Genomic DNA, 16781 nt, shown 5'->3' on the forward strand with positions numbered 1-16781 from the left:
CAGCTAAGTGATTTCCCAGCTTCCAAGTGGAGTAGAACAATTTCTAGTTTCTCAGAGACAGACTTTGGACTTCTTTTGGACATAATAAAACTCCCTTTATAGTTTCTAGTGAAAATTTTTGTTTTTTTCACTGTCCACTATAAGGGGAGTATATCATACTCTCCTCTCGCGATTTTTTTATTCAAAATTATAAATCAAAGACTGAAATTGCTGGAAAAAGAGGTCTGGATAGCGTCGATTCTCTTTCATTTCTTCCATCAGACTTTGGAGGTCGGTCATGTTGTCAGTGATGATGCCGTCCACTTGTAGCAGCAACATCTTAGTCATACTCTCCTCATCATTTGGTGTCCAAGCATACACTGACTTACCGCGAATCCAAGACTTGGTCATAAAATTTTGATCCAGCGAGGTATACTCCATTGTGTAGCCGTCAGCAACCGTCGTCGGATAGATGGAGTTGAACGGAAGAATAAAGAAGGATACTAATTTCTCGCTATACTGCTTTATTTTAATAATGGTATGGTAATCTAATGATTGCATTTGGTGTCCTTTGGCAATCAAACGTTGACCATATTTTTGTAAGAAATTACGGGTGAGGTTTGGTGAGTCTGCCTTGGTCACTTTAATTTCTACCAATAATTTTTGTCCTAGCTCATCCGCTTTTTCAAGATATTCATCAAAAGAAGGAACTGGAGCTGCCATGCCGTTTTCTGATGCAGTCATCCCTGTCAACTCTGCAAGAGTATAGTCATGTGTACCTCCGGGATTGCCCGTCAAAGCCAATAAATCCGTATCATGCATGACAATAAACTGACCATCCTTTGTCTCCTGAACATCCATCTCAATGTAGTCTGGTTTGAGCTGAGAGGTTTTCTCTAGGGCTTCAATAGAGTTCTGGACAGCATTGCCGTCATCGACACCTCGGTGAGAAATGGTAACCGGCAGAGTGTCAAAGGGAAAGTAGAGGGCAAGCGCTCCTTGGGTACCGAACACCAGACCAGATACGAGCAAAATGGCTAGTCGAAGGTGATGACGGAGACGTTTACGGCGGTAGATTGGGAGTTGTTTTCCTGTTAGGAGGCTGACAAATCCCATCATGAAGAGTGCGACTACTCCGTAGTAGGCTAATTTTAGAAGTGCGTAACAGACAACTGCCAGCCAGTAAGAAGTACTTGGTACAAAATGCTCTGCTAACAGTTGCACAAGATAGAATAGTCCTCCTACTCCTGTAAATAGGAGAACTGGAAAAGTAATCAACCAAATTAGACGGAACAATGAACCGATTTGCTTTCTGCCTCTGGTCTTCTCCCAAGAATAAGCGATAGACTCCTTCACACCCCTGTGTTCAAAATAAATGTTCGGCAGAGCGTACATAAAGCGTGATGCGAGCCAGAAGAACAAGAGGAGAAAGAACAAAATCAATATCCCTAGCCAGACTGTGTTAGATAGGTAATCTACGATAAATTGGGGCACTACGATTTTATTAAAATAATAGATATTTAATACCCGGCGTAAAAATGGGAGAAGAATAACTGAGTAAAAGAGCAGAAATAGAACCTTTGGTAGGCTACTGTGACGGATAATCGCCACCATACTATCTCGTACATCCCGTAAATAGTCGGGGAGGTGCTTGACTTTTTCATCCAACAGTTGCCAAACCCCTGTGAACAATAGAGCCAATTCTAGGTAGGCAATGGCAATGTTGACAAAAAAGAGGAGAATAAACAAGCCTGTCACGAGCAGATTTTCAGCAAATACCGATAACAAATTCGTCGGTGAAAGGTAGGCATGCCCTGTCATAGCTAAGAGTCCCTCAGAAATCCATGAATTGAGCGGTATCCAAACAAATTCCATAAAGGTAAACAGGGTAAAAAAGAGCAAAAGGATTTTGTCTAAGTTGTAATATATTTTTTGAAATTCACGTTGTATCTTTTTCATGATTCTAGTGTCCCATATTCTAGCAAGAATTGCAAGCCTTCATCAAATATGCTAGACTAGAAAAATAAAGGAGGTTCTCATGATTAGAATTGCACCGATGACTGAAGATTATTTGCATACACTTTGGAAGATTGGCCATCGTGAAGTCGCACCTCGCTGGAAGGAATTTGCAGCTCCCTATTTTGATGACTACCAGGCATGCGCCACTTTTGAAGATTTTCAAGCACTTGAACTCTACCAGTGGTTACAAAAAGATTGTGTCAGAGCAATCCTAGTGGATCAGCTGCCTATCGGATTTGTGAGCTATTACTGGGAGTGCCAGTCAACACGCTGGCTCGAAATCGGGATTGAAATCTATGACGATAAGGTCTGGGGAAAAGGATATGGCACAGCTGCTCTCCAACTCTGGATTGATACCATTTTCCAGCAATTTGCAGAATTGGAACACATCGGTCTCACTACCTGGTCTGGCAACAAGGGCATGATGAGAACCGCAGAAAAATTAGGCATGACCAAAGAAGCCCATATCCGCAAGGTTCGATACTGGCAAGGGCATTATCATGATTCTATCAAATATGGAATTTTAAGAGAAGAATGGTTAGAGCATAAGTAAAAAATCAAGTTCCTAAGAGCTTGATTTTTTACTTATCTATCTTCCAAACAAACGTGCAAAGAAGCCTTTAGCTTGCACTTCTTCTGCCTGTGCTTTAACTTCGTCCAATTCCAACTTGAGAACTTCCTTATCGGCCATAGCTTTTAGTGTCAATTGCTGTTGCTGATCTAACTGTTTATCCTTCTCAGCAATCTGTACATCTTTGACCTTGAGTTGTTCATCTTTTTCGGCAAGTTGCTTATCTTTGGCTTTTAATTGACTATATAAGCGGATGATTTCAGCATTTTTCTCGTCAACTAAAATTTCCATCAATTCACGATGCTTGACTTCATCACTAATCGGCTCATCTTCAAAAATGGTTGTTTTGTAGATTTCCTCCAACTTAATCAAGCCAGCACGGTTTACAACGGTCACACCCTTGTCATTTTTATCTACAAATTCTTCAGGAAGTGATTTGACACGATTATTCATAGCCTGCCGGCTCACTCCTAAAATTTCAGCTAACTCACTGACTGTTTTTTCGATTCCCATAATATCCTCGGTACTTACATTTCTCATAGTTTGTATCATTAAAATATTACCACAGAACCCTATCCCTGTCAAATCTAGGGGAATTTTCTTACCAAGCATTAGTGGATAATCACAAACCTCAAAAGTATCTTATCTCAATGCAATGTTATGTAGAAACGAAATATACATTCTATCTAATAAAACCATTTTTAGCACTCACTTGCTTGAACCAATATCCAGATTTTTTGACAGTACGCTTCTGAGTTTGAAGGTCAAGCGAAACCAAGCCGTATCGGTTCTTATAGGCATTTAACCAAGACCAGCAGTCAATAAAGGTCCAGACCATATAACCCTTACAGTTCGCTCCTTCATCAATACCTCGATGGAGCTGAATCAAATGATCTTCCATGAAGTGAATCCGATAATCATCCTGAATCATGCCATTTTCTTCAAAAACATCCTCCCTTTCGACTCCCATGCCGTTCTCCGTTACCAACCATTCGATATTCCCATAGTTTTCCTGGATATTTTTAGCAATGTCGTACAGCCCTTCTTCATAAATTTCCCAGCCTCTATGGGGATTAATTTTCTTGTCAGGCTTATCATAAGGCTGGAAATATTGGGATAGGAAAGTAGCTTCTCCGTTCCATCCATCTTCTGAAGGAGCCTGCACGCGCAGGGGCTGGTAATAATTCACCCCCAGGAAGTCAACCCTATTTTCTTTGATAATGGTCAATTCCTCCTCTGTCACTTCTGGACGTAAACCGTGTTTTTCAAGAATATCAACCAGTTCCCTCGGGTATTGTCCCAAAACAGATGGATCCAAAAAGCTTCTCGTTTGAAATAGCTCAGCAATCCGCGCTGCCTGTAAATCTTCTGGACTCTGACTTCTTGGATAGGCAGGAGTAAGATTAAGAACAATGGAAATTTTGTGGTCTGGGTGTAGTTGGTGACAGGCCCGAACAGCCAAAGAACTAGCCAGTTGAGTATGATACGCTACGACCACAGCTGCCTTTGCATCCACCTTGCAAGGATAATGATAGCTTCCTAGATAGCCACATTCTACTGGAACAATGGGTTCATTAAAGGTAATCCAATGATCCACCAGATCCCCAAAGAGGCTGAAACACTGGCGAGCATAAGCCTCATAGGCCCAGACAATCTCCTTATTTTCCCAGCCCCCTTTTTCCTGTAAGACATAAGGTAAATCGAAATGATAAAGATTGACCAAAAGCTTTATCCCACGCTCTCGAATACCTGCAAATACAGCCCTATAAAACTCCACAGCTTGCGGATTGACCTCGCCTATCCCTTCCGGAATCAGACGTGACCACTGTATAGAGGTGCGAAAAATACTATGACCTGTTTCCACCAACAAATCCAAATCTGACTGGAAATGTTCATAGAAAGTCGATGTTTGTTCCGGTCCTATTTGCTGGTGAAAGAGCTCAGGTTCCTGACTGTACCAGTAATCCCAGTTATTCCACCCCTTTCCATCACCAGCTGCGCTTCCCTCACTTTGAGGCCCTGAAGTGGAGGAGCCCCACAAAAAACCTGCTGGAAAACGATACTCTCTTTGCTCAGTTACCATTCTTCTACCTACTTTCTTTCATGCTACAGACGGAATTGTTAGAACCTGGATTCACAATGCAGCCTCCACAAAAATACTTTGCTTGTACATACAGGCTCTTGATAAAAACTAATTTCCCTTGGTCTAAGTATACTCCCCTATCCCGTCAATGGTCTTCCGCAATTTCAAGGAAAAACTCCACAAATCATAGCAAAGACTCAAACTACTTTCTTGATGAAAATATGATACAATAAAAGCATGAATACAGTAGATACCATTATTATCGGAGCGGGACCTGCGGGCATGATGGCCGCGATTTCTTCCAGCTTTTACGGTAAGAAGACCCTGCTCCTCGAAAAAAACAAGCGTTTGGGCAAGAAGCTATCTGGCACAGGTGGCGGACGCTGCAACGTGACCAACAACGGCACTTTGGAAGACCTGCTGGCTGGTATTCCTGGAAATGGTCGCTTCCTATATAGCGTCTTCTCCCAGTTTGATAACCATGATATTATAAATTTCTTTCAGGAAAATGGGGTCAAGCTCAAGGTGGAGGACCACGGCCGTGTCTTTCCGACCACCGACCGTTCCCAAACCATTATCAAGTGTCTGGAGATGAAGATGCTGGAAAATGGCGTGGACATCCGCACAGGAACTGAGGTGGTTTCCGTCCGCAAGATTGATGACCTCTTCCATGTCAAGACCAGCGAGGAGACTTTTACAGCTCCCCAGCTGATTGTCACCACTGGCGGCAAGACCTATCCTTCCACTGGCTCGACTGGCTTTGGTCACGACATTGCCCGCCACTTCAAGCTGGAAGTCACGGAGATTGAGGCTGCAGAAAGCCCCGTCCTGACTGACTTCCCCCACAAGAAGCTCCAAGGCATTTCCCTGGACGACGTCACTCTGACCTACGGCAAGCACGTCATCACCCACGACCTGCTCTTTACCCACTTTGGCCTGTCGGGACCCGCTGCCCTTCGCTTGTCCAGTTTTGTCAAAGGCGGCGAAACCGTATTTCTCGATGCTCTGCCGACCCATTCTGAACAAGATTTGTTTGAGCATTTAGAAGCCAACAGGGAAAAATCCGTCAAGAATGCCCTTCGAGAACTCATGCCAGACCGCCTAGCAGACTTTTTCGCTGAAAACTACGATAGCAAGGTTAAACAAGTTTCCCAAAAAGAACTGACTGAACTGGTCACCCTCCTCAAAGCCCTACCTATCAAGATTACAGGCAAGATGTCTCTGGCCAAGTCCTTCGTGACCAAGGGCGGCGTTGACCTCAAGGAAATCAATCCCAAAACCTTGGAAAGCAAGAAAGTCCCAGGCCTCCACTTTGCAGGCGAGGTCCTGGACATCAACGCCCACACCGGCGGCTTTAACATTACCTACTGTCTTGCAACTGGCTGGGTGGCAGGAAGTTCCTACTCTTCGTAAATCAAACTCAGACGTTGTTGACTTGATTTGATGAGTGTAAAGCTCCAGTGGAGCTTTACAGCCTGCTACCTAAAAATAAAAGGTAGCAGCGTTCTATCTACATCTAGTGTCACGAACTTTGTTCGCCTTATCTCCAACCTCCAAAGGTTCCCCGAACCTTTTTGTAGCGAACTTTGTTCGCCTTATCTCCAACCTCCAAAGGTTCCCCGAACCTTTTTGTAGCGAACTTTGTTCGCCTTATCTCCAACCTCCAAAGGTTCCCCGAACCTTTGGAGCTAGTCTGAGTTCGATTTCCTTTGAGTAGTACACTACTAATTATTTCATGACTGAAAAATTCAAGCAAAAATTTGCTTGAATTTTTTTGTTTATTATTGTATGATAATTCCATAACAATATAACAAAAGGAGATTGGCTATGCAACTGAAACTTTCTTCTATTTCCAAAAAATTTGACCACAAGATTATTCTGGAGGATGCTAGTTTTCAATTTGAACAAGGCAAGATTTACGGCTTGCTAGGACGGAACGGGGCTGGTAAGACAACCTTGTTTAACTGCATTGCCCGAAATCTGACCTTGGATAGTGGCTCGATTCAGTTTGTAAAAGGCGAAGAAACTCTTGACTACGATAATACAGACATCGGTTTTACCCAGACCTATCCACAATTACCTGCTTTTATGACTGCCTACGAGTTTGTCCGATTCTATATGGACATTCACAAGGATAAACTCAAATCTCCTCGTAGTCCAGAAGAATGGCTAAACTTGGTCGGTATTGGAGAAGAAGACCAGCATCGCCTGCTCAAGGATTTTTCACACGGTATGCAGAACAAGGTCCAGTTACTCCTATCTTTGATTGTCCAGCCACCTGTCCTTCTCTTGGATGAGCCGCTGACGTCCTTTGACCCTGTGGCTGCACACGAGTTTAAGCAGCTAATTCGGGAAGCCAAAAAGGATTCCGTCATTATATTTTCCACCCATATCTTACAACTGGCTCAAGACCTCTGTGATGAGATTGTTTTGCTCCATCACCAAGAATTGCAAGCAGTTCCGAGCGACAAACTTCACGACCCTGACTTTGAACAGGAAGTGGTTACCTTGCTGACAGCAGATTAGGAGAAACCTATGAAAACAATATTACGTTATTCTTGGTATCAGGAAAAATATAACCTCTATCGGTCAGTCAACGGATTTTTCTACTATCTACGGAAACTGCCACTTGTGGGAAAGAGCATTCCAGAAAGTATTTTCAAGTCTTACAGCTTTAAGTCTGGTCTCTTTTTGGTCCTGCACATCCTCTCCATCCCCAGTCGCTTTCTGGTCAAGGGAATTTGGTTGCTCTTTCATTTCTACCATGCTTCTTTCTGGATGAATATGCTAGTCAACGGGGAGCTGACCTTTTGGAAAATTCTCCCAAACACTTGGCTCCTTGGCTTTATGTTCTGGCTTTTGTTTGTCGGACTAAGCTATCGTTTTGGGAAGAGCTTAGACCCTGTTATCTCTAAAGCAGATCGAGAATTTATGCAGAATTTCAGCCTGTCACAATCCAGCTTTCTTCAAAGCCAACTTTTTATCGAGCCTATCCTAACCACTATTTACTACCTGCCAGCCTTAACCATTTTTTGCATGATAACCAAGGAGTGGTTAGTTTTTCCCATTGGTTTGATGACAGTGCTGGCAGGTCATCTAACTGGCCATGCCCTCAATCGTCTGCTCTTTGAACGTCGTATCTTTTCCCGTCGCAATTTGTGGCATTCTTGGCTATGGCTCATGATTATTTTTGTTTTATATGTTCTAGCTATCGTCTTCCGTAATAAGCTCTCACTAGGAATGCTCGTCCCTATCCTACTTATCCAACCCCTTTTGATTTGGTGGGGCTATAGCTACTTGAAGCAACAAACCAACCACCTAGACTATCTTTCCTACTGTATGGACGAGTCCTTGCAAATAGATAAGAAGATTTTTGAGATGACCAAGGGCAATGAATATACTCGCCAGGGTTTGCAGATGCAGGCAGAGCTCAGCACAGAAAAGGGAAAAGACCTATCCCACCTGTCTGGCATGACCTACCTAAACGCTCTGCTATTTGACCGCTACAAAAAAATCCTCTATAAGAAGGTGCGGAACTGGGTCTTGGCAGTAGGGGTGATTCTGGTCGGTTTGGAAGCCGTCCGCTACTATCTGGTGCCTTTTGACCTAACCGATGCCGTCCTCCTGCGTTGCCTCCCTTTTTCCTTTATGATTATGTACATGGCTTCGTCGGGCAAGGTGGTTGCTCAAATGGTCTTTGTCAACTGCGATATTTCCATGCTTCACTATCCCTTCTATCGAGAAGCTAAGACTATTATCGCTGGTTTTAACTACCGATTTTTGCAAACCTGCAAGCTCAATCTCATCTTTGCGACCAGCCTCTTTTTGGCTATCATGGTGCTGGGGCGGTTTGCTTTCAGCTTGGAAACCATTCTTCTGACCGCACTGCTCCTGCTGAGTTTGACAGCCCTCTTTTCCTTCCACGATCTCTTTATCTACTATATCCTCCAGCCTTTTACCAATGACATGGATGTGGTCAATCCCCTCTATAAATTTCTCAGCGGTGCTCTCTACTGGATGGCCTATCTCAACTCCCGAATCAATGTAGGCAGCCACACCTATATCCTGCTGGTTTCCCTGGCTATGATTGCCTATGTTAGCATCGGTTACTGGATTTTATTGAAAAAAGCTCCGCAGACTTTTAGATTGAAAGCATAAAAACAGCCTCTCGCAAGAGAAGGCTGTTTTTTAGGTATGACGAGCATGTCGTATCAAAAAAATCCAAAGTCGAATGACTTTGGATTTTGGGGTTTCGATAGATAATAACTGATACCTACCAATCTTAGTGAGGGAATTTCCTTGCTACAAAAGAGTATCGTGCTACTATATTCTAGGGAAATTGTAGCTTCCAAAAGAGTTCTGAGGAAGAGCTTATCTTAAGCTTCTTCGTCTCTTCTTCTCTTTGCTGCAAGAAGTGCTAATCCGAGTCCAAGAGCTACTAATCCGAGTGAAGTTGCTGAATTTGCTTCCTCACCAGTATTCGGTAATTGCTTAGCTTTCTTCTCAACATTATTAGCATTTGTAGTAACTGATTTAACTTTCACTCCTGCTGCAGAATTATTTTCGTCTACTGCCACAACTTCAGCTTCTGCTGAATCAGAACTATTTCCAACCTCGTCTTTAGAGTATGCTGTAACAACTGTACCTGACTTAATAACAGAACCTGGAACGATTACTTGCCCAGTCACAGGGTCCACAATCACCACTGTATTACTTGCTGTCCATAAACCATCCGTACCTTTCGTAACAACTACAGTTTGCGGCTTACCATTGTTATCTACGTATGAAACAACAATCTCAACAGCTTTTTCAGACGGTACAATCACAATATTACCTTTGCCATCATTTGCGACCGTAGGAGCAGTTTTATCTGCCTGCTTCACAACTTCTACTGGTGATAACAAATCAATAGTTCCATCTGGATATTTAATTGTCACTGAAGCATCCTTAGAAACATTAATCTCTGTTCCTTCTGGGAGGTTATTGTTCTCTTTAAGGAATGCCTTGATACGAGCAATTTCTTTTTCAGTCAAGTTATTTGGATCAACCACTGGTGTTACTTTCGCAGCTGGTTTAATTAGAGCTGCCATTGGAAGTTTGATTTTTTCCAACTCTTGATGAGTTCTAACACCATTGATTAAAGCAATCACTTCGTCAACAGCTTTATCAATTTCAGATTTAGCCGCTTCCTTAGCTGCATCTGTCAAGTTCGGATTGGAGTCAATGGCTGACTTAGCGGATTCTGCTTCTTTACCAATCTTGTTCTTAGCATCTTGTTTCGCTGCGTCAAGAACATCCTTAGCGATGGCTGAGACGCCTTTATCCTCGGCTAATTGTGCGTCGGATGGACTTGTTGAGGCATCAATTGCGGCTGTCGCAGCTTGAGCATCTGCATCTACCGCCTTCTTAGAAGCTTCCTTCTCTGCATCTGTCAGGTTCGGATTGGCATCAATTGCTGACTTAGCTGCATCAACTTCTTTGGCAATCTTGTTCTTAGCATCTTGTTTCGCTGCATCAAGAACGTCTTTGGCGATTGCGCCTACGCCTTTATCCTCGGCTGACTGTGCTTCGACTGGACTTGTTGAGGCATCAATTGCGGCTGTCGCAGCTTGAGCATCTGCATCTACCGCCTTCTTAGAAGCTTCCTTCTCTGCATCTGTCAGGTTCGGATTGGCATCAATTGCTGACTTAGCTGCATCAACTTCTTTGGCAATCTTGTTCTTAGCATCTTGTTTCGCTGCGTCAAGAACATCTTTGGCGATTGCGCCCACGCCTTTATCCTCTGCCGATTGCGCTTCGACTGGACTTGTTGAAGCATCAATTGCTTCTGTCGCAGCTTGGGCAGCTGTATCCACTGCTTTCTTAGCTGATTCCTTCTCTGCATCTGATAAGTTCGGATTGGCATCAATTGCTTCTTTAGCGGCATCAACTTCTTTACCAATCTTGTTCTTAGCATCTTGTTTCGCTGCGTCAAGAACATCTTTGGTGATAGCGCCTACGCCTTTGTCCTCTGCCGATTGCGCTTCGACTGGACTTGTTGAAGCATCAATTGCTTCTGTCGCAGCTTTAGCATCAGCATCTACCGCTTTCTTAGCTGATTCCTTCTCTGCATCTGATAAGTTCGGATTGGCATCAATTGCTGACTTAGCGGCGTCAACTTCTTTAGCAATCTTGTTCTTAGCATCTTGTTTAGCTGCATCAAGAACATCTGTAGCGATAGTACCTACGCCTTTATCCTCTGCCGATTGCGCTTCGACTGGACTTGTTGAAGCATCAATTGCTTCTGTCGCAACTTTAGCATCAGCATCTACCGCCTTCTTAGAAGCTTCCTTCTCTGCATCTGTCAGGTTCGGATTGGCATCAATTGCTTCTTTAGCTGCATCAACTTCTTTGGCAATCTTGTTCTTAGCATCTTGTTTCGCTGCGTCAAGAACATCTGTAGCGATAGCTGAGACGCCTTTATCTTCCTCGGCTTGAACTGCATCTGGAGTTGATGCCTTAGCAATTGCGTCTGTCGCAGCTTGAGCATCTGCATCTACCGCTTTCTTAGAAGCTTCCTTCTCTGCGTCTGTCAAGTTTGGATTGGAGTCAATCGCTGACTTAGCGGATTCTGCCTCTTTAGCAATCTTGTTCTTAGCATCTTGTTTAGCGGCTTCAAGCTCACCATCTTTCACAAGTGAAGTCAACCCATCAATCGCAGCCTTATCTGCAATTTTCTGTGTTTCTTTAGCTTTTTCAAGATCTGCTAGGGCTTGTGTTTTTTCTGCTTCTTGTGTAGCCTTAGTTGCATTGTCATGAATGGTTTCTAAAGTTTTTGTCACAACGTCAGTTAGCTTTTTAATTTCGGCTTGCTTATCTTCATCTGACAAGTTTGGATCTTCCTTGATAGCTTTGAGCGTATCTTCTGCAAGCTTCTCTACTATTCTAGTTGCTTCTTCTTCTTCCGTTCGGATTGCTTCCTTAGCTAATTCTTTATCCTTAGCCAATTCAACTGCATCTCTAGCTTCTTTACCTGTATCTGTCAAGCTCTTTTCGCCAGCAAGTGTAGCCGCTTTCGCATCTTCTGCAGTAGTAGCTTTATGAATTTCATTTGTTGCTACCCTAGCTGCGTCTTCAAGCTCTGCTTTTCCTTTATCTACAACATCTTGAAGGGCCTTCTTAGCGATTGCTTTCTCCGCATCAGTCATAGTTGACGCATCAATGGCTTTTTCTGCTTCTGCTTGCTTATCTTCGAGCTTTTTGATTTCATCTGCCAACTTAGCAGCAACGGCACCTTTAGCATCTGCCTTAGCAGTAATCAAATTGATAGCTGCTACACCTTTGTCCTCTTCTACTTGAACTGCATCTGGAGTTGATGCTTTATCAATAGCGGCTGTCGCGGCTTGAGCATCGGTATCTATTGCTTTCTTAGCTGACTCCTTCTCTTCTGGAGTCAAGTTTGGATTAGCGTCAATAGCTGACTTAGCGGCGTCAACTTCTTTAGCAATCTTGTTCTTAGCATCTTGTTTCGCTGCGTCAAGAACATCTTTGGCGATTGCGCCTACGCCTTTATCTTCCTCGGCTTGAACTGCGTCTGGTTTTAGCGCCTTATCAATAGCATCTGTTGCAGTTTGGGCATCTGTATCTACTGCTTTCTTAGCAGCTTCCTTAGCTTCATCTGTCAAGTTTGGATTGGTTGCAATGGCTTCTTTAGCAGCGGCTGCATCTTTGGCAATCTTGTTCTTCGCATCTTGTTTCGCTGCGTCGAGAACATCTTCTGCAATGGCTGCAACACCTGCATCCTCTTCTTTTTGAACATCTGCTGGGCTGGTTGCAGCTGAAATAGCGTCGTTAGCTTTGGCTACTTCTGCATCTACCGCATCGGTGAAGGTTTTCTTCTCTGCATCTGTCAGGTTCGGATTGGTTGCAATGGCTTCTTTAGCGGCGGCTGCATCTTTAGCAATCTTGTTCTTAGCATCTCGTTTAGTAACTTCAAGCTCACCATCTTTCACAAGTAAATTCAACTCATCAATCGCAGCCTTATCTGCAATTTTCTGTGTTTCTTTAGCTTTTTCAAGATCTGCTAGGGCTTGAGCTTTTTCTGCTTCTTGCGTAGCCGTAGTTGCATTGTCATGAATGGTTGCTAAAGTTTTTCTCACAGCGTCAGTTAGCTTTTTAATTTCAGCTTCCTTAGCTTCATCTGACAAGTTTGGATCTTCCTTGATAGCTTTGAGCGTATCTTCTGCAAGCTTCTCTACTATTTTAGTAGCTTCTTCTTCTTCTGTTCGGATTGCTTCCTTAGCTAATTCTTTATCCTTAGCCAATTCAACTGCATCTCTAGCTGCTTTACCTGTGTCTGTCAAGCTCTTTTCGCCAGCAAGTGCAGCCGCTTTCGCTTTTTCTGTAGTAGTAGCTTCATGAATCTCATTTGTTGCTACCCTAGCTGCGTCTTCAAGCTCTGCTTTTCCTTTATCTACAACATCTTGAAGAGCCTTCTTAGCGATTGCTTTCTCCTCATTAGTCATAGTTGACGCATCGATGGCTTTTTCTGCTTCTGCTTGCTTATCTTTGAGCTTTTTGATTTCATCTGCCAACTTAGCAGCAACGGTACCTTTAGCATCTGCCTTAGCAGTAATCAAATTGATAGCCGCTACACCTTTGTCCTCTTCTACTTGAACTGCATTTGGAGTTGACGCTTTATCAATTGCGTCTGTTGCTACTTTAGCCGCCTCTTCCACTGCATTCTTAGCTGATTCCTTCTCATCTGGAGTCAAGTTTTGATTGTCGTCAATCGCTTTCTTAGCTGATTCTGCTTCTTTGGCAATCTTGTTCTTAGCATCTTTCTGAGTAGCTTTAAACTCTTCTGCATCAATAGCCTTCACTCCATTGCTTGTCGCTGTGTCAACTTCGGCTGGAGTTGACGCCTTATCAATAGCGTCTGTCGCCACCTTAACCGCATCTTCTACTGCTTTCTTAGCTGATTCTTTCTCTTCTGGAGTCAAATTCGGATTGGCTTCAATGCCTTTCTTCGCATCGTCTGCTGCTGCTTGAAGTTCTACTTTGGCAAGATCTTTGTCAGCCTTATCCTCCACTGCTTGAACTGTTTCTGGGGTAGGCTTCGACAAAATGTCAGATTCGGCGTTATTAACAAGCTCATCTACCTTAGCAATAGCTTTTGCTTTCTCTTCCGGAGTTAGGTTTGGATTAGCATCAATAGCTGCCCTAGTTTCTTCGCTATCTTTTTCAAGCTTATTCAAAGCATCAAGTTGGGCTGCGTTAAGAATATCTTCTTTGTATGCAATTTCCGCTTCGTCAATTGCTGCCGTAATTTCTTCAGCATCTTCAGTGTTATTAATCTTCTCAATTGCAGTTTCTTTAGTTGCGTTAATGTCGTCAAAGTGCGCCTGTTTATCATCGTCTGACAAATTTGGATTATTGTTAACTTTTTCCAACGCTTCGAATGCTTTGTTTTCAACTACCGCTATTGCCTCTGCTTTATCTTTCGCCCTATCAATAGCTTTTTCACCCGCATCTTCTGCATTGTCCAGACTGATCTCACCATTAGTCTTAGCGTCATCAATTTCCAAAACAGTTGTTGCTTTATCAATGGTTTCTTTTGCTTCTGTCGCCTTGTTGTCTAATTCTTTCAAAGCATCCCCAGCAACGGCAGTAACAGCAGCCTTAGCAGCCTGTTTCTGTTCTTTTCTCAAGGAAATGTCATCATCAATTTTAGAAAACGCTTCATCACGTTTTGCTTCGATAGCTGCTTTAGTTTCAGCTAATTTAGCATCAATTTTAGCTTTTGCTTCATTACGTGTATCTGCCAAGTTTGCGGTAGCATTCTTAATAATGTCTGTCGCACCATCAACATTGACACCACCGGCACTGTAGTCAACTGACACAGTACCATCTGAGTTAACTGTAAATGCTGATTCTGGCAAGGCTTTCAATTTTTCGTTGTCTGCGTTGTCTTTCTTGATTTGAGCAATAACTGCGGCTTTTTCTTCTGGCGTTAAGTTAGCTGGATTTTCAACAGAAACTGGTGTTGACACCGTAGCATGTTTTACGAAGGTAACTTTTACAGGTGTCAAGGCAACGTTCTCTTGTTTTTTACCATTAACAAGCCCTGTATCTGGACCTGCAGGGAAGTTGTCGTCACCGACACGAAGGTTGTATGTACCGGTTCCTTCTACTGACGGACCCGTTCCTGTGATGTTAACGTTAAACTTAGTTGAAGATTGACCGTCATCCCCTTGGTTTGCAGTTGCTCCCATAGGATCCAGTTCTGAAGTAATCTTAGTGTTTGTACCTAAGTCTGATGATACAAGAGAACCTAACTCTCCATCTTTCAAAATTGAGAGAGTTCCGTTGATTTTATTGGGATTTAGGAAGGCATTATCCGTACCTGGAACGCTTACTTTATACTCTTCACCAACAAAACGGATGTACTCTGATTTAGGTGTCATGACTGGTGCTTTAGTATCTATGAATAAGATGGTGTAATCTAATTCGAGAGTTTTAGCCTCTGCGGCATTTGCTACATCTTTGGTTTCAACAGCCTTATAAGTGAATTTATAAGTAAGGTTGCTTGAACCTGTATAAGTTGCTACACCACTATTTACCCCACCAGTTTTTGGTCGAATGTAACCAACAATACCTTCTTTAGCATCGTCTCCATCAGTATCAGTTTCTACAACTACATCATTTTTTACAAATTCCAAGTTACGTTTAGCAAGCTCTTCCGCCATTCCATCCTTCAGATTGAAGTTTGCAATACTGAAATCGGATGGAATGTCTTTCAAAGTTACTACTGCTTCTTCGCCAGTCTGACCAATTTTCATGATGTCATGAATTGGGGCCTGATAGTCTGTATACTTCCGAATTTCCTTGATGTCTTCGGTCTCCATTTTATAGACATTTACAGGAATCCAGTTATAGATAGTTTGACCGTAAACATTGGTTGTTTTTACTCGAACTTCGTATTTACCTTCAGTTGGGAAATCAGATAGATTTGTTTTCTCTACTATTTCTGTTTTTGTTCCATTAGAATTTACGGTACGATAACCTGCAATTGAATGTTTGTAGTTGCTAGAATCAATTACAAGAGCACTATTTGAAGTTTTTTTAGCAGACTTATCGACAACCAACTTATCAAAAATAGCCTGTTCAGTCAGCTCAGAAGAGTTTGATACTGCTAGAGGTTTATCATCTACTGGCTTGATTGTATATGCAACTATAAAGAATGGATTACTCTTAGTAGTATTATCAGCTGTATCCGTCACTTTAATACGACGACCCGCGAGTTCACCTGAATCCCACGGGAAAGTTCCTGTCATATAACCATCTTGAGTAAGGTTAGCAGTTCCAAGTGGATGAGATAAACTTTCTATTGGGGTCGGATTGCCATTAGTAATGATAGAATCTGGTTTATCCAAGGTATAGCTTACAATATCGGATGGAACTTCATACGAAACAGTTTGGATATTCCCTTCTGCATCTGTGATTGGAAAAGTTTTGGTTGCATCAGTTCTATTAAATGTTGGAGCTGCATTTTGTTTACCATCTTCTGTCTCCGTAGTCCCTGCTACATTACCAAAAACGTATACAACACGATAAATCTTATTATCAGTTGCCTTACCAGAAACATTCTGACCACTCGCATCTTTAGGAAGATCCCCAATAGTCGGAATAACTGGGGCTTGGTTTGTTACACTAGCATTCAGCGCCTCCGGCAAGATTTCAGCTGCACGGTTTTCTCCGTCCGCGCGAACTGCTTCGATTGGTTCCTTGGGTTCTTCTTCCGTTTTAGTCTCATTTCCAAGGTCTTGGTTAGCTGGTGCTACAGCTGCCTCTGCTTCTGTCACTGTGTTAGCATGAACAACTGGGCTGTTTGCGATTGCTCCTCCCAAAATAACGTTTGCAATGACTGCCGAAGCTAGACCAAAGCTAAATTTACGAAAAGAAAAACGTTGTTCTTTTCTGAACATATCTTTATAAGACATGATATCCTCCTATATTTTACTGGCGAATGCCATCATTTCTAGTTCCTGTAACACCATGTACAAAAACACACCTCCTGCTTTAAAAACTTAGCAGAAGGATACCCAGTAGATTATTTATTTTAAAGTAGACAGAATATTTTCATCCAGA

At 42.7% G+C, this 16781-nt stretch carries 8 protein-coding genes; 4 read left to right on the plus strand and 4 right to left on the minus strand.

Annotated features, from left to right (window positions below; all coding sequences use genetic code 11):
• Positions 1 to 177: 177 nt before the first annotated feature.
• The gene (locus K5Q29_RS08385) at positions 178 to 1938 is read right to left on the minus strand and encodes a glycerophosphodiester phosphodiesterase (protein ID WP_105139177.1); all 1761 of its coding nucleotides are present in this window, start codon (positions 1936 to 1938) and stop codon (positions 178 to 180) included.
• A 79-nt stretch (positions 1939 to 2017) separates the two neighbouring features.
• Between K5Q29_RS08385 and K5Q29_RS08390 the strand changes: the two genes are divergently transcribed.
• Entirely contained in the window at positions 2018 to 2551 is a 534-nt protein-coding gene (locus K5Q29_RS08390) for a GNAT family N-acetyltransferase (protein ID WP_105139176.1), read from the plus strand.
• 36 nt (positions 2552 to 2587) lie between these two features.
• On the opposite strand, the gene K5Q29_RS08395 is transcribed toward K5Q29_RS08390, so the two are convergent.
• Positions 2588 to 3082 carry a DUF536 domain-containing protein gene (locus tag K5Q29_RS08395; protein ID WP_015646325.1) on the minus strand — a complete coding sequence of 165 codons (495 nt, stop codon included), beginning with the start codon at positions 3080 to 3082 and terminating at the stop codon, positions 2588 to 2590.
• Between the two features lie 169 nt (positions 3083 to 3251).
• Positions 3252 to 4652 carry a glycoside hydrolase family 1 protein gene (locus tag K5Q29_RS08400; protein WP_105139175.1) on the minus strand — a complete coding sequence of 467 codons (1401 nt, stop codon included), beginning with the start codon at positions 4650 to 4652 and terminating at the stop codon, positions 3252 to 3254.
• A 237-nt stretch (positions 4653 to 4889) separates the two neighbouring features.
• Between K5Q29_RS08400 and K5Q29_RS08405 the strand changes: the two genes are divergently transcribed.
• The 3 genes from K5Q29_RS08405 (at position 4890) to K5Q29_RS08415 (ending at position 8810) form a co-directional block, all read left to right on the plus strand.
• Positions 4890 to 6065 (plus strand): NAD(P)/FAD-dependent oxidoreductase, encoded by a 1176-nt coding sequence (locus tag K5Q29_RS08405; protein WP_105139174.1) that lies wholly within the window; start codon positions 4890 to 4892, stop codon positions 6063 to 6065.
• Between the two features lie 414 nt (positions 6066 to 6479).
• On the plus strand, positions 6480 to 7178 hold the full coding sequence (locus tag K5Q29_RS08410) for an ATP-binding cassette domain-containing protein (RefSeq protein WP_105139172.1): 699 nt from the start codon (positions 6480 to 6482) through the stop codon (positions 7176 to 7178).
• A 9-nt stretch (positions 7179 to 7187) separates the two neighbouring features.
• On the plus strand, positions 7188 to 8810 hold the full coding sequence (locus K5Q29_RS08415; RefSeq protein ID WP_105139171.1) for a hypothetical protein: 1623 nt from the start codon (positions 7188 to 7190) through the stop codon (positions 8808 to 8810).
• Positions 8811 to 9028: 218 nt separating this feature from the next.
• Here the strand turns inward: K5Q29_RS08415 and K5Q29_RS10775 are convergent, their stop codons facing one another.
• Complete coding sequence (locus K5Q29_RS10775; RefSeq protein WP_260619138.1) at positions 9029 to 16633, minus strand: DUF1542 domain-containing protein; 7605 nt, start codon at positions 16631 to 16633, stop codon at positions 9029 to 9031.
• Between the last annotated feature and the right edge of the window lie 148 nt (positions 16634 to 16781).

Origin of the sequence: Streptococcus sp. 2018037 (genome assembly GCF_019754195.1) — a bacterium.
GTDB classification, from domain to species: Bacteria; Bacillota; Bacilli; order Lactobacillales; family Streptococcaceae; genus Streptococcus; species Streptococcus hashimotonensis.